The sequence below is a fragment of the Nonomuraea fuscirosea genome (assembly GCF_003001935.1).
In the GTDB taxonomy this organism is placed as follows: Bacteria; Actinomycetota; Actinomycetes; order Streptosporangiales; family Streptosporangiaceae; genus Nonomuraea; species Nonomuraea fuscirosea.
In genome coordinates this window covers 94,069-108,609 of sequence record NZ_PVNG01000024.1, presented here as the reverse complement: position 1 = coordinate 108,609, position 14,541 = coordinate 94,069, and the positions used below count along the sequence as shown (strand labels likewise).

Sequence of the window (14,541 nt, the reverse complement as noted above, 5' to 3'; positions counted from 1 at the left end):
CCACCTCCGACACCCACCTCCGACACCCATCGCCAACGCCCACGGTCGGTACCCACCGTCGGCACCTACCGCGGGCACCCACCGCTGACGCCCACGGTCGGCGCCCTTCGCCGGCCCCTTAAACCGGCGGTTCTGTACGCGGGAGGCGCGCCGGTGAGAGCCTGTGCTAATGACCGATCCGGCCGAGGCGCTGGCCGCCCGCATCGAGCGGTTCGAGCAGGCCGCGGATCCCGAGCTGATCTGGGATCCCGCGGCGCTGGCCGAAGCCGAGCAGGCGATGCGGGCGTGCGCCGGCGACAGGACCGACGCCGCCGCCTGGCGGCTGATCGGCATGCTGCACCTGGCCCGCTACCGGCTCGACCAGCGCACCACGCAGGACGCCGCCGTGGCGGGCGCCTTCTTCGCCGCCGTGGCCGTGCTGGATCCCGGCCGCCTGCCGGAGAAGCTGCGCGGCTCCCGGCCGCCGGGCGAGTCGGCCGACACGTGGGCCGGGTTGGTGGAAGAGGTCTTCCAGCACGTGGACCCGGACGCCTACCGGCACGTGGGGTTGCTGATCCACGCCTTGGTCCGCCGGGCCATGGCCGACCCGGTGCCGGAGGTCTCCGACCGGCTCGGCCAGTTCCTGCTGCAGGAGTCCATGCGCGCCGCCGACCCCGCCTGGGCGCCGGGCGCGCTCGGGCTGGTCGGCGCGGGCCTGGTCCGCCAGTACACGCGCGGCGGGGAACGGCACGTCATCGCCGACGCGGTCCACATGCTGTTGCGGGCCGCGCTCGGGGCCCACGGCGACACCCTGTCCGCGGGCGAGTTGGCCGCCGCCTTGGGCCTGGCGGCGCCCGATGACGACGAGCTGGTCCGGGCGTACCTGGCGGCGGTCGAGACCCCGCCCGGCGGCCAGGACAGGTCACGGGCGCTGCTGACCCTCGTCGACCTCACCCAGGCGCGGGCCGCGGCGTCGTACGCGGACGAGGACCTGCTGGCGTTCATCAGGGTCGGGCAGTGCGCGCTGGACTTCTGGCACGAGCCGTGGGCCCATCCGGGGGTGCTGGCGCCGTACGCGGCGGGGCTGATCGAGTGGTTCGTCGTGACGGGGAACGAGAGCTCGCTGGAGGCCGGCCTGGAGATGCTGGACGCCCTGCACGTGACGCCGGACGAGACGGCGCGCGGACTCGGCACCGACCCCGTCGTCCGGCTCGGGCTCCTCGGCGACCGGCGCTGGCACCGCTACGGCGTCACCGGCGACCCCGCCGACCTGGACACGGCCATCTCCGTCATGCGCCGAGCCGCCGACCTCTCCACCGCCGGCCACTCCGGCCTCCGCCGTTCCGGTTCGGGTGGTTCGGGGACGGGCGGCTTCGCGCGGAGTTCTGGGCTGGGTGGGTCGGGAGCGCGCGGTGCCGAGCCGGGTGATGCAGGGCCAGGTGATTCCAGGCCGGAGGGTTCTGGGTCGCGCGGTTCCGCAGCGGGGGGCTCTCGGCCGGGCGGTTCTGCGTCGGGTCGCTCCCAGCCGGGCGGTGCTCAGCCGAACGACCCCCAGGGCAGCGACCGTCTGGAGAGCGACCGTCTGGAGAGCGACCGTCTGGAGAGCGACCCTCTAGGGAGCGACCGTCTTGGGAGCGACCGTCTGGAGAGCGGACCCCGGGGGAGCGACCGTCTGGAAAACGGTCCTCTGGCTAGCGGTCCGCTGGGGGGCGGTTCGTCGGCGAGCGGGCATCCCGACCGGCCACGGCTGCTCACCAACCTGGCGAACGCGCTGCTCAGGCGGGCTGTCGTGACCGGCGGCGACCCCACCGAACCGATCGCCGCCGCCCGCGCCGCCCTGGCCGCCCACGACGAGAAGGACCCGGCCAGGGCCACGACACTGCTGCTGCTCGCCCAGGCCCTCAGACTCGACCTCACCATGGCCAACGCCGACGAGGCCCTAGCCGTGCTGCGCGAGGCCCTGGGGGCGGGGGAGCGGCTGACGTTCCGGACGGAGGCGTACGGACTGGTGTCCGAGCTCCTGTGCTGGCGCGCCACCCAGACAGACGGCCGGCGCCGGGCCGACGACCTGCGCGAAGCCGTGCTGGCCGCCCGCCAGGGCGTCGAACTGGCCACCAAGGCCTCCCATGACCAGAGCCCCGCCCAACGCAAGCTGTGCCGCGCGTTATTGGCCCGCCACTCGGCCTACGGCGATCCCCGCGACCTCACCGAAGCCCTCGCCCTGGCCGACGCAGCCGACCTCACTGATCTGCCCGAACTAACCCAGGCCCTAGACACCACCCTCACCCCACCACCTCCCGCCACCGCCACCCCTGAAACCGCCACTCCTGGGACCGCCAGCTCTGCGACCGCCACCCCTGAAACCGCCACTCCTGGGACCGCCAGCTCTGCGACCGCCACCCCTGAAACCGCCACTCCTGGGACCGCCAGCTCTGCGACCGCCACCCCTGAAACCGCCACTCCTGGGACCGCCAGCTCTGCGACCGCCACCCCTGAAACCGCCACTCCTAGGACCGCCAGCTCTGCGACTGTCGGCCCTGGGACTGTCGGCCCTGGGACTGTCGGCCCTGGGACTGTCGGCCCTGGGACCGTCGGCTCTGAGACCGCCAGTCCTGGGATCACTGCTCCTGGGACTGTCGCTGCTGGGGCTGCTACCTCTGGGACCGTCGGCTCTGGGATCGCCACCCCTGGCCCGGTCACCGTCGCCCCTGGGACTGCTGCTCCTGGGCCTGCCACCCCAGGGACCGTCAGCTCTGGATCTGCCGCTCCTGGGATCGCCAGCTCTGGGACTGCAGCCCCTGGCCCGGTCACCGTCGCCCCTCTCACTGTCGATCCGGCGACTTCCGCCCCAGCCGCCTCGAAGGCCACCGCCGATCCAGCCACCTCCACCGGTCCGGCCATCTCCGCGTCGGCCACCGCCACCCCTGGGACGGCCAGTTCTGGGATCACCGCTCCTGGGATCGCCGCCTCAGGGACCGCCGGCTCTGGGACTGGCGCTCCTGGGATCGCCGGCTCTGGGACTGCCGCCCCTGGGAGCGCCGCCCCTGGGAGTGCCGTTCCTGGGACTGCCAGCTCTGCGACTGCTGCCCCTGGGACTGCCGCTCCTGGAACTGCCGCCTCAGGGACCGTCAGCTCTGGGACTGGCGCTCCTGGGAGCGTCGGCCCTGGGATCACGAGCCCTGTTGTCGACCCTGGCGTAGCTGACCCTGCCACTCCGGTTCCCGGCCTTTCGGCCTCTGCACCCCCAGCCCCAGGTGTTCCGGTCCCCATTGCCCCTGAGTCGGTCGCTTCAGGGCCGCTCACCCAACAGCCGCTCACCCAACAGTCGGTCGCCCCAGAGCCGGTCGTCCCAGAGCCGGTCGCACCCGAGTCGGTCCCATCGGGGCCGGCCACCTCGAGGCCCACCCCGACGAAGCCCGTCATGTCAGCTCCCGGAACGTCGGCCTCCACGTCGGTCCCGGAGAGGCCAACCTCCAGGGCCCCGGAGCGGCCGGCCTCCGCGGCAGCCCCGGAGGCCCCAGCTCTCGACGACTCAGCTTCCGACACCCCGGCGCCTTCCACGCCCTCCACTCATGCCCCCGGCCGGCGGCCGTCGTTGGTCGTGGATGAGCAGCTTGCGGTGGCCGCCACCGAGTTGGCCATGCGTTCTCCGGACGAGGACCTGGCGCTCAAGTTGCTGCGGCTGGCCGAGCTCAGGGCCGAGGGGAGCGGGGAGCGGGGCGAGTTTCTGCTGGGGACCGCACTGCGGCTGGCCGAGACGGGGCGCTCGCGTGCTGCGGGCGTGGTGCTGGAACGGGCGGCGGTGGCCTTCGAGGCGGCCGGGCTGCGGTCGCGGGCGGCGTACGCGCTGTCGCGGCTGGGAGCGGGTCACGAGGCGTCGGGGGAGCCGTCCCGTGCCCTGGAGGCGTACGAACGCTCGGCGGCCGTCTACCACGACCTCGACGACCCCGCAGCCGAGGCGCGCCAGTTCGGCCACATGGGCGCGCTCCTCCTGAGGACCGGCGACCCCGCCCGCGCCGTGGAGCACCACATGCGCGCCGTGGCCCGGTGCGAGGAGGCCGGACTGCCGGAGGACGAGGCGCGGCACCAGGACGCCGCGGCCGCGGCGCACCTGGCCGCCGGGAACCCGGAGGAGGCCGTCTCCTGCGCGGCCAGGTCACGCGCGCTCCACCTCGCGCTCGGCGAGAGCGTCGCCGCCGCCAAGGCGCTCGTCCACGCCGCCAGGGCGGCCGTCGACCAGGACGACCTCACCGCCTCCGCGGAACGCATGGCCGCCTGCGCCATCGAACTCGAGGCCGCCGGGGCGTGGGAGGAGGCGTGCGCGGCCCTCGACGCCCACGCCGTCCTGCTGTCCGGGCGAGGACATCCCGGCTACGCCGCCGCCTGCGAGACCAGGCTGGTGGAGGTCGTCCGGCGTAAGGGGCGGCGGCGCGAACCCGCCGACGAGTGGTACCGGATCGCGCAGCGCCGCCGTGGCCGCGGGGACGTCGACGGCGCCAGGGTCGCCTTCGACCTGGCCGAGCGCGAGTACGAGGCCATCGGACACCACGACGGAGCCGGGGCCGTCCGCTACAACCTGGGCTGCCTGGCGTACGCGGAGGGTGATGCGGAACGGGCGCTGGCGGCGTTCGGGGCGGCGGCGGAGGCGTTCGCCGGGCTGCGGTCGCGGGTGAAGGAGGCGGCGGCGCTGAGCATGCGCGCCGCCTGCCTGACGGCCCTCGACCGCGCCGAGGAAGCCCCGGACGACCTCGAACGGGCCCTGGAGCTGGCCGCCGCCGAGGGCGACCTGGAGACGCTGCTGATCGCCACCCTCGGCCGCGCCGCGGTGGACGTGGAGCTGGGCGAGCTCAGGGAGGCCGGTGAACGCCTGCAATCGGCGCTCGGCCTGGCCGCCGGGGACGCGCTCAAGGAAGCCGTCGTCCACGACCGCCTGGCCGCGCTCGCCGCCCGTACCGGAGACCTCGGAGCCCGCACGCGGGCCCTGGAGTCGGCCCTGGCGGGCTTCCGCGACGGGGGGCGGCACCGGCTGGCCGCGCTCGCCTCGATCAAGCTGGGCTTTGCTTTGGAGGCGCACGGCGAGTTCCGCCGGGCCAGGGCCGCGCTGGAGGAGGGCCTCACCGGTCTGGAGACGGCCGACGACGCGCTCGCTTCGGCGGGAGCGCCGTTCGAGATCATCGCGGCCATGGCGGGGGAGCTGGACGCCGCCGTCCTGTCCCGCCTGGCCGGCATCCAGCTCGATCTCGGCGACCTCACCCGCGGCCGCGCCACCCTGACCAGAGCTCTGGCCTCTCTCGGTACGGGCGGCCGGCGCGCGGAGGCGTCGGAACGCCTGCGCTCCTGGCTACGCCTGGCCGAGGCCGAGTCCGCCGGTGATCTCCCCACGGCCCGCGCCCTCGCCCAGACCTTCCTCACCAACCTCCCGCCCACCACCCCACCCGACCCAGGTAGGGCTTCGCGCGGCCCGATCATCGCTTCGCCTGGCTCGGGCGCAGTCCCAGCCGGCCCGACTACCGCTCCACTCGGCTCGACTACCGCTCCGCCCGGCCCGCCCACCGGTCTGCCCGGCCCCGCCGGTTCCGATGGCGACCGTGAGCTCGCCGACCGTTCCCATCTCCTGGCCAGGCTCTCGTTCTACTGCCGCGAGCTGGGCGACCTCCCCGCCGCCTACGACCATGCCGTTCAGGGGTACGAGCTGCGCGACGAACGGATCGTCGAACACCTGCGGAACATGGGCGCGGCGGCCACCGAGCTGGGCCGGGCGGAGGAGGCGGTCACCCGTCTGTCCAGGGCGGTCGAGCTGGCCCGCGACGAGGGCATCGCGTTCCCCGCCCACCTCGTCCAGTCCCTCGGCCTTCTCGCCGCCGCCCTCGCCGACCTGGGCCGCTGGTCCGAGGCCGCGCGGGCGTACGACGAGGGTCTCGCCCTGGTCGAGGCCCCCATCTGGCGCGCGCTCCGAGTCCCGCTGCTGACCGGTCGCGCCGACCTCCACCTCAAGCTCGGCGAGCTGAACGAGGCCGCCACCCGCTACCACGAGGCCATCGCGCTCGGCGAGGAACTGGGCGCCCCCGCCGGCCTCGCTTCCGCCTACGCCGGCCTGGCCCTGGTCCACGACCTGCGCGGAGAGCCCGCGCAGGGCCGCCCCTTCGCCGACCGGGCCCTGACTCTGGACCGAGCACACGGCCGCCACCGCAGCACGGTCCTGACCCTTCTCACCCTCGCCCGCCTGGAACGCGCCGCACGGACCGAGGAGGCGGCCAAGGGGGCGGAAGCGGCGTTGGATCGGGACGCGGAAGCGCGTTCAAGGGAGGCTCTGACCAGGACGGCGCAGCTTGAGCAGACATGGCTGGACGAAGCGCTCGTCCTGTCGCAGGAGATCGGTTTCCGCGCCGGAGAGGCCGTCGCGCTCGCCCACCTGGGCGCCCTCGACCTCGCCGCCGCCCACAATGTCCACAAGGCCCGCACCGCCGCCGACACCGCCGCCGACACCGCCGCCGCTGCCGACACTCACACGGAGGAAGACGCCGAGTCCCGCACTCGCGCCTACGCCGCCGCCCACCGTCGGTTGTCGGCGGCGATCGAGCTGCTGGCCGACCTGGGGCATGACCTGGAGCACGCCACCGCCTGCCACCACCGCTCGATCGCCGCCGAAGAGCTGGGCGACCTCCCCGCCGCCCTCGCCGACGCCGAACGAGCCCACGCCCTGGGCCACGAAGCCGCCCAAGACCGCGTGATCCGCCTCGCCACCCACCTGAACCAGGGCATGACCGCCTGGACCCACGCCGAACAGGCCGGACACCACACCCTCACCACCCACCTCGACCCGGAGCATCAGCCGCCTTCTCCCGGCATGCCCGCCACACCTTCCAGCCCCCAGGACTGGCCGGCTCCCTACGGCGTCCCTGCCGAGCTGCTGGAAACAGAGCGGCGAGTGATGAAGGCCGTTCGCACGCTCACGTCGGCCGCCCGCAACACCCGTGACCCGGAACGCGCCGCACACCTCATCCACCGCGCCCACGCCGCCCAAGCCGATCTGGACGGCCTCTGGACCCGCATGGAGCCCCTGGCCCCCGACCACGTCGCCCTGCGCCGAGGCACCCCGCCCAGCAGAGCCGAGCTCGACGCCCTCGTCAACGCCCCTGGGACCGGTGTGGTGACGGCGCTGCTCGGATTCCATGCCGGGGAAGAAACGGTGACCGTGCTGGCTCATCGCACCGGCTGGGCCGAGCCGCGGGCCTTTCCCACCGCGGTCGACCGCCCCCTCCTGGCCGAATTCCTGCGCACCGCGGACGGCCGCCGACCCGATCTGCTCGACATCGAGGCCCGCCGTCACCGCGCGGACCTCTGGCGCCGCCTGGCCGACCTCCTGCTGTCAGAGGCGGTCCGAGCCCTGGGTGACCACGTGGACCTGCTCCACCTGATCCCGCACGCCGCTCTGCACCGCATCCCGCTGCACGCCCTGGCCCCGGACGGCCGCCCGCTGCTCGAACGGTTCCCCGTCGCGTACGCCCCCTCCGCCGCCGCCCTGTCGAGGCTGGCGAAAAGGGCCCCGTCGCGTGGCGGCGACTCCCTGGTGCTCACCTTCACCCCGGATGCCGCCGAGCGCCCGGTGGTGGAGTCCGAGGCGCGGGACGCAGCCGCCCTGCTCGGCACCACCCACCGCCAGGCCACCACGAACGCCCTGGCCCGAAGCCCCCAGAACGGCTCGTGGCACGTGGTGCACCTGGCCTGCCGCGCCGTCGAGGATCCGGCCGACCCGTTCGCCGCGGGCATCCGCCTCGCCGACGGCCTCCGCACCGCCCGCGACCTCATGAGCACGCGCCTGGATGCCGGCCTCGTCCTCGTCACCGCCCACGAGACCACCCACCGGACGAGCCGCGAGCCCGCCTCCGAGACGGTGCACGGGGTCGGCCTGCACGACGGTCTGGCCGGCCTCGGGTACGGGTTGCTGCACGCCGGCGCCGGAGCCGTGGTGCTCTCGCTGTGGCCGGTGTCCGCCGAGATCACCCGCGCGCTCATGCGCGACCTGCACACCAGGCTCCGCGCGGGCGCCGGCCCGGCCCAGGCGCTGCGCGCCGCCGTACTCGGCCTGCGTGAGCTCTACGGATCCGCGGAACCGGAGCTGTGGGCGTCGTACGTGCTGGTCGGCCTGCCCGACGGCGTCCCGGCCACCGGCGACTACAGGTAGGACCTGGCGGCGCTCACCAGCTCGGCCGCCGCGTCGCGCGTGTCGACGTGGATGGCCAGCTCAGGAGTGCGTTCGCGCACGTCCTGGTCGCGGATCGCGAACACGGCCGGCGCCACCCCGACGTCGCCGTAGCGGCCGGTCACCGCCTGCCCGATCGCCCGGCGCACGTCGCGGACCACCTCGCGCGTGGTGTGGCCGGCGCCGGAGGCGGCGAGGTAGCCGAGCATGCCGGCGAAGCGCAGCTCGCCCTCGGCGGCGGGGCTCTGCTCGGGCAGCACGGGCCGATCCAGCCAGAACACCCGGCCCACCAGGAACGCCTCGTAGCCGTCGTCGCCGAGCACGCGCGCCGTCCCGGCGAGCAACTCGCCGAACTCGGCCAGCTCCGCCTCGGGCGGCAGGTCCGTGGTGACGAACAAGGGCACGATCAGCGAGTCGAGCATGTGACTATCCCTCCGTGAGGTGCCTCATCGTAGGATGCCCCACCGACAATCTCGGTGCTCGCCACACGCAGGACTGCGAAGGCCCACATGCAGGTCTCCGGAGAGGCTGTGTGAAGGCCCACATGCAGGTCCCGGCGAGGCCGTGCGAAGACCCACGCGCAGGTCCCGGCGAGGCCGTGCGTAGGATCGCGGGAATGGCGACGGCTCTTCTGATCACCGGCACCGTGGGCGCGGGCAAGACGACGGTGGCCGACTTCGCGGGCGACCTGCTCATCGAGGCGGGCGTGCCCAACGCGGTCATCGACCTCGACTGGCTCCGCCGGGCCTGGCCGGCGCCCCCGCGCGACCCGTACCACGGCACCCTGACCCTGCGCAACCTGCGCGCCGTCGCCGCGAACTTCGTGGCCGCCGGAGCCGAGCGGCTCGTGCTCGCGGGCGTCATTGAGAGCCGGCGGGAGCGGCTCGCCCACGAGGAGGCGCTCGGCGTCCCGCTCACGGTCTGCCGCGTGCACGTGGATCTCTCATTGGTACGCCGCCGGCTGCGCTCCCGCCACGCCCTCGACCCCAAGGCGCTTGACCGCCACCTCGAAAGGTCAGGGGAATTGCAGTCGATCCTCGACGCGGCCGGGGTGGACGACTACGCCGTGGACGGGACGCAGGGCACTCCCGAGGAGGTCGCCGCCCGCGTGTTGCGGGGCTGGCAGGCGTAGTAGAGGGCGATCAGCGTTCGATCCACTCGTCCTCCAGCGCCGAGTGCACGATCGAGTCGCGCCACCCCGCCGGCGTGTGCAGGTGGTGCCTGATGCGGCCCTCCTCGACCATCCCGGCCGTCAGCATCGCGAGCTGGGCGGGCAGGTTGGCAGGGGAGCGGGCGCCCCAGATGCGGTGCAGCCCGAGCTGCTTGAACCCGAACGACAGCAGCAGCCGGACGAGGTCGGTCCCGATCCCGCGCCCCCACTGGTCGCGGTGGAGCCCGAAGCCGATCTCGGCGCTGTGCGGGTGCTCGGCCTCGATCAGCAGGCGCGCGACCCCGATGATGTCGCAGCGCGCGTTGTCGACGACGGCCAGCACGTAGAGGCGGCGCGGCTCGGCCGCGGAAGCCTCGATGGCCTCGTCGACCAGCCGTTCGACCTCGCGCAGGCTGCGCGGCGGGAACGGCATGTGCTGGGTGGCGACGCGGTCGCCGTAGATGGCGTGCAGGGCGGGAGCGTCGGCCTCCGTGATGTCACGGAGGCCGAGACGATCGCCCTTGCGGACCACGCGGCGCATGCGCAGAAGGTAACGCGAGTCCCGTGATCTCTACAAGCCCTTGTCAAGTCGCGAGTTGACTTCCGTAAGCTCGGGCGACAAGTTCGGCGACGGCGCTGTGGGAGCCGAGCGGTTCCGCGTGGCCCGCCTCGATCGCCGCCGCGGCCTGTTCGACGACGCTCACGGGGGCCTCGTGGCCGATCATGCAGGGCGCGATGGCCAGCCGTTCCGCGCCCGCCGAGCGCAGCCGCTGGGCCGCCGCCGGCACGCCGGGGTCGCTGTCGAGCGAGGCGGCCACGACCGGCAGCGTGAGCCTGGAGGCCAGGAGCACCGCGGTGGCCTGCACGGCCTGCACGGCCCTGATCCCGCCCACGGTGCCGAGGATGACGCCGTCGACGGGGCTGGAGACGTTCAGCAGGCGGACGCGGTCGGCCCGCGCCAGGCCGCGCTCGGCCAGGCGGATGTGCAGGACCTCGGCCAGCAGCGGGTGCGGCCCCAGCGCCTCGGTCACCACCGCTCCCGTGCCCGCGGCGGCCACGGCCTTGCCGATCTCGGCCATCACGACGGGGTCGTCCCAGGTGAGCAGGGGTACGACGACGGCGTCGCGGCCGGCGGGCAGGGAGTCCGCGAGGTCGGTGACGCTCGTGAGGCGTACCTCGATCTGCGGATTGTCGACGCGGACCACTGCCGCTATCTCCTCGGCCACGCCGGTGACGCCGCCCGGTGTGGCGAGCACGAGCATCGGGGCGTCGGGGGGCAAGGACGTGGGCACGGGACGGCGGTGTCGGCCGCCGCCCGGCCGGGGGGAACGTTCTCGTACAGGCAGGCTCACAGGCGCGCAGTTTATGCCTATTCGACGGTGGGTGTTCCAGGAATCGATGGCGATTGCGTCACAACCCGGAGCGTGTGATCGAGATTACATCGTGATCTCGCGGCACATTGACTTACCCGTACAAAACGGAAAACCTGGGCGCACTAGAAACGCGTTCTAGAGCGACAGCACGCAGGACCGTCCCCGGAGGATGGGAATGAAGCCGTTCTATGTCCGCGAACTGAGTGTCTACCCGGTCGGCCGCCGCCGCATCCTGTTGCTGGCGGTCGCCGTACTGGCCAGCCTGGTGGCGAACTTCGAGACCACGCTCGCCACGATCCTGCCCCTCCTCATGACCGACCTCGGCATGTCCCTGACCGTCTACGGCCAGCTCGCCGCGCTGTCGGTGCTGGTGGGCGGGCTGTCGGCGGGTTTCGGCGGCATCCTGTCCGACCGCTGGGGCCGGGTCGCGATCCTCGTGCCCACCCTCACCGTCACCGCCGCCTGCAACTTCCTGCTGGCCACCGTGGACTCCGTCGCCGGGCTGTTCTGGGTGCGGTGCCTGATGCTGTTCATCGAGGGGGCGGGTATCACGATCACCGCCTCGCTGGTGCGCGACTTCTCGCCGCGCATGGGGCGGGCGCAGGCGTTCGCGTTCTGGACGTGGGGGCCGGTCGGGGCGGCGTTCCTGGCCTCGTTCATCGCGGGGTTCACGCTGCCGCTGTTCGGCAACGCGTGGCAGTCGCAGGCGATCATCATGGGCGTCGTGTCGCTGAGCATGTGCGCCGTGATCATCTGGAAGATCGCCGAGCCGTCCGGAGCGCTGCGGGCGCAGGTGATGGAGGCCGAGCAGGAGCTCGCGGTCGAGGGGGAGGCCGGCCACGGCCGGGTGCGCGAGCTGTTCAAGCACCCTCACCTCTGGGCCCACGTGCTCGGCAACACCGGCTGGCAGGTGCTCTACTGGACGTTCACCATCTTCGGCCAGACCATCCTGGCCACCGCCTTCGGCATGGACGCGGCCACGGCCAACCGGGTCGTCGCGCTGGGCATCGTGCTCAACGCCCTGGCGGTGGTGATCGTCGGCCGGGCGTCGGACCGGCTGCGGCTGCGCAAGCCGTTCACCGCCGTGGGCACCGTGCTCACCGCCGCCGCGCTGGCGTACTTCATCTCCCTGATCGGACCCGGCGTCTCCACCGGGCACGTCACCGCCGTCTACGCGCTGCTGTTCCTGTTCATGGGCGTCGCGTACGTGCCGTGGATGGCCAACTTCTCCGAGAACGCCGAGGACGTCGAGTCCCGCCTGCAGGGCTCGGCCCTGGGGCTGTGGGGCATGGTCGTCCGGGTGATGATCGTGGTCATGCTGATCGTCTCGCCGAGGGTGGTGGAGGCCGGCGGCTGGCAGCTCTGGCTGAGCGTGGCGCTGGCCGGCCAGGTCGTCTTCCTCGTCTCGATGGTCGCGTTCAAGGGCCGCTGGCGGGCCGCCAGGCCGCAAGGGGTCGAGGTCTAACGAGACGGTACGACCACCGCCTGCGGGTTGCCCGGCGCGTACACCGTGATCCCCTGCGGCAGTGACTTGAGCTTCTCGATCTCCGCGCAGGCCGGGCACTTGTCGTAGCCGTCCTGCCTGGCGCGGTTGGCCTCCGCCTCGGCCTTGGCCTGGGCCACCCGCGCCTGGGCCTCGGAGACGGCCGCCGAGGCCGACAGCGAGCGGTCCACCGCCTGCTGCACCTCGCCCGGCAGCGTCACCTTGACCAGCGTGAACCGCAGCCCGGTGAGGAAGTCCCCGCCCAGCGTGACGGGCAGGTCGCGGGCCAGCGAGGCGTTGACCGCGTTCTGCACCTCGGCGATGTTGGCGTTGCTGTCGCGCGGCTTGAGCGCGTTGCTCTCCAGCAGCGAGCAGGACGGCACCAGCTCCGCGCAGCGCATCGACCCGATCTGCCCGCGCAGCGCGTTGTCGATCACCGGCCGGACGGCCTGGCCGAAGAACGCGCTCCAGCCCTCGTCGCCGTCCCACGCGTAGAGCGAGCTGTCGTCCTGGGCGCGGAAGGTACGGGTGCCGTACTTGTCGTCGAACTTCTTGAGCGTCTCGTGGTCCAGGTTGAGGGTGAAGTAGAGGGTGCCCTCGATGCCCAGGTTCACACCGTCGCTGCTCGGCACCGTCACCACGTCCACGCCGAGCGTCGTCGCCCGCTTGGCGTCGGCGGTGATGGTGTAGAAGCGCTGCTGCGCCGGATAGAGGTGGACGGAGGACCACATCCCCGTCCAGGTGAGCCCCGAACCGGCGTCGATCACCTGGCGCACCCTGTTGTCGTCGAAGACCCCGCCGTCGCGGACGACGGCCACCTCGCCACCGCCGGTGCTCTCCAGCCCGCCGACGCCCCCGATGAGCAGGGGGATCACGATCAGAGCCGCCACCACGGCCAGTGCGATTCTCATCAGGACCCTTCCGCGCGGGCGGCGTCGGCAGCCGCCGCCCGCGGCTTGCGCGGCATTCCTGCGATGGTCGGAAGAACGACGGTTCAGGCGAACGGGCCCACCTGCGGGGCCTTGGGCGCGGCCTCGGGGGCGCTCTCCGCCAGGTCGAGGTCGCGGGTCTCAGGGGCGATGGCCAGGCCCACGGTCGTGACGGCCAGGGCGATCACCACGTAGATCGAGACCGCGATCGTGGACTGGTAGGACGCGAACAGCTGCAGCGCGATCACCGGCGCGAGGGCGCCGCCCACGATGCCGGCCACCTGGTAGCCCATGGACGCGCCGCTGTAGCGCAGGCGGGTGCTGAACAGCTCGGCGATGAAGGCGGCCTGCGGGCCGTACATCGCGGCGTGGGTGACCAGCGCCACCACCGCGGCCAGCGCGATCAGCGGGAAGGACTTGGTGTCGAGCAGCGGGAAGAAGACGAACACCCACACCGCCGCGCCGAGCACGCCCGCGAAGTAGACGGGACGGCGGCCGTACCGGTCGGACAGCGCGCCGGCCAGCGGGATCAGCGCCAGCTGCAGCGCCGAGCCGATGAGCACCGAGTTCAGCGCGTACGAGCGCGGCAGCTCCAGCACGGTGGTGATGTAGACGATGATGTACGCGGTGAACGTGTAGAACGCGACGTCCACCCCGATCCGCGCGGTGAAGGCCGACAGCAACGCGCGCGGGTGCGTGCGCAGCACCTCGACCAGCGGCATCCGCGCCTTGACGCCCTGCTGCTCGACCGCCTCGAACAGCGGCGACTCGGTGACCTTCAGCCGGACCCACAGGCCGACGAACACCAGCGCGCCCGACAGCAGGAACGGCACCCGCCAGCCCCACGACAGGAACGCCGCGTCGGTCATGACGAACGACATCAGCGCCAGCAGCCCCGTGGCCAGCACGTAGCCGGCGGGCACGCCGACCTGCGGCCAGCTCGCGTTGAAGCCGCGCCGCCGTCCGTCGCCGTGCTCCAGCGACATGATGACCGCGCCGCCCCACTCGCCGCCGAGGCCCAGGCCCTGCACGAAGCGGAGCACCGCCAGCAGGATCGGGGCCAGCACGCCCACGCTGGCGTACCCGGGCAGCACGCCGATGAGGAACGTCGAGACGCCCATCACCAGGAGCGTCACCACCAGCACCGTCTTGCGGCCGGCCCGGTCGCCGAAGTGGCCGAACACGATGCCGCCGAGCGGCCTGGCCACGAAGGCGACGGCGTTGGTGGTCAGGGACACCAGGACCGCGTTGAACGGGTCGAGGGAGGGGAAGAACAGCTTGGGGAAGACCAGGGTGGCCGCAGTGGTGTAGAGGAAGAAGTCGTACCACTCCAGCGACGTGCCGATCAGGCTGGCGAGAATCACCCGCCGGGTCTGTTGCGTGGAGCCTGACATCGATCGCTCCTTGAAATCGTGGGGGATATC

At 72.9% G+C, this 14,541-nt stretch carries 8 protein-coding genes; 3 read left to right on the top strand and 5 right to left on the bottom strand.

Going from position 1 to position 14,541, the window contains the following annotated elements; all coding sequences use genetic code 11:
- Positions 1-169 precede the first annotated feature (169 nt).
- The gene (locus B0I32_RS56895) at positions 170-8,164 is read left to right on the top strand and encodes a CHAT domain-containing protein (protein ID WP_146178522.1); all 7,995 of its coding nucleotides are present in this window, start codon (positions 170-172) and stop codon (positions 8,162-8,164) included.
- Here B0I32_RS56895 and B0I32_RS43475 read toward each other — a convergent pair.
- A complete protein-coding gene (locus tag B0I32_RS43475) occupies positions 8,155-8,604 on the bottom strand; it encodes a hypothetical protein (RefSeq protein WP_106249657.1) in 450 nt (149 codons plus the stop codon). The genes B0I32_RS56895 and B0I32_RS43475 overlap by 10 nt on opposite strands.
- A 194-nt stretch (positions 8,605-8,798) precedes the next feature.
- On the opposite strand from B0I32_RS43475, the gene B0I32_RS43470 reads away from it, so the two are divergent.
- Positions 8,799-9,314: an adenylyl-sulfate kinase gene (locus B0I32_RS43470; RefSeq protein ID WP_106249655.1), complete on the top strand. Its 516-nt coding sequence runs from the start codon at positions 8,799-8,801 to the stop codon at positions 9,312-9,314.
- Positions 9,315-9,324: 10 nt separating this feature from the next.
- Here the strand turns inward: B0I32_RS43470 and B0I32_RS43465 are convergent, their stop codons facing one another.
- Positions 9,325-9,873, bottom strand: a complete 549-nt coding sequence (locus tag B0I32_RS43465) for a GNAT family N-acetyltransferase (protein ID WP_106249654.1) — start codon at positions 9,871-9,873, stop codon at positions 9,325-9,327.
- A 43-nt stretch (positions 9,874-9,916) separates the two neighbouring features.
- Positions 9,917-10,624 carry a sirohydrochlorin chelatase gene (locus B0I32_RS43460; RefSeq protein ID WP_245956402.1) on the bottom strand — a complete coding sequence of 236 codons (708 nt, stop codon included), beginning with the start codon at positions 10,622-10,624 and terminating at the stop codon, positions 9,917-9,919.
- Positions 10,625-10,880: 256 nt separating this feature from the next.
- Here B0I32_RS43460 and B0I32_RS43455 point away from each other — a divergent pair, with 256 nt between their 5' ends.
- Positions 10,881-12,170 carry an MFS transporter gene (locus B0I32_RS43455; protein ID WP_181308408.1) on the top strand — a complete coding sequence of 430 codons (1,290 nt, stop codon included), beginning with the start codon at positions 10,881-10,883 and terminating at the stop codon, positions 12,168-12,170.
- Here the strand turns inward: B0I32_RS43455 and B0I32_RS43450 are convergent.
- The gene (locus tag B0I32_RS43450; RefSeq protein WP_106249648.1) at positions 12,167-13,099 is read right to left on the bottom strand and encodes an SPFH domain-containing protein; all 933 of its coding nucleotides are present in this window, start codon (positions 13,097-13,099) and stop codon (positions 12,167-12,169) included. The genes B0I32_RS43455 and B0I32_RS43450 overlap by 4 nt on opposite strands.
- Positions 13,100-13,182: 83 nt before the next feature.
- The gene (locus B0I32_RS43445) at positions 13,183-14,511 is read right to left on the bottom strand and encodes an MFS transporter (RefSeq protein ID WP_181308407.1); all 1,329 of its coding nucleotides are present in this window, start codon (positions 14,509-14,511) and stop codon (positions 13,183-13,185) included.
- Between the last annotated feature and the right edge of the window lie 30 nt (positions 14,512-14,541).

Excerpts from the sequence above, each read along its gene's own strand:
- B0I32_RS56895 (WP_146178522.1), top strand. The coding sequence starts at position 170 with ATGACCGATCCGGCCGAGGCGCTGGCCGCCCGCATCGAGCGGTTCGAG.
- B0I32_RS43475 (WP_106249657.1), bottom strand. The coding sequence starts at position 8,604 with ATGCTCGACTCGCTGATCGTGCCCTTGTTCGTCACCACGGACCTGCCG.
- B0I32_RS43470 (WP_106249655.1), top strand. The coding sequence starts at position 8,799 with ATGGCGACGGCTCTTCTGATCACCGGCACCGTGGGCGCGGGCAAGACG.
- B0I32_RS43465 (WP_106249654.1), bottom strand. The coding sequence starts at position 9,873 with ATGCGCCGCGTGGTCCGCAAGGGCGATCGTCTCGGCCTCCGTGACATC.
- B0I32_RS43455 (WP_181308408.1), top strand. The coding sequence starts at position 10,881 with ATGAAGCCGTTCTATGTCCGCGAACTGAGTGTCTACCCGGTCGGCCGC.
- B0I32_RS43450 (WP_106249648.1), bottom strand. The coding sequence starts at position 13,099 with ATGAGAATCGCACTGGCCGTGGTGGCGGCTCTGATCGTGATCCCCCTG.
- B0I32_RS43445 (WP_181308407.1), bottom strand. The coding sequence starts at position 14,511 with ATGTCAGGCTCCACGCAACAGACCCGGCGGGTGATTCTCGCCAGCCTG.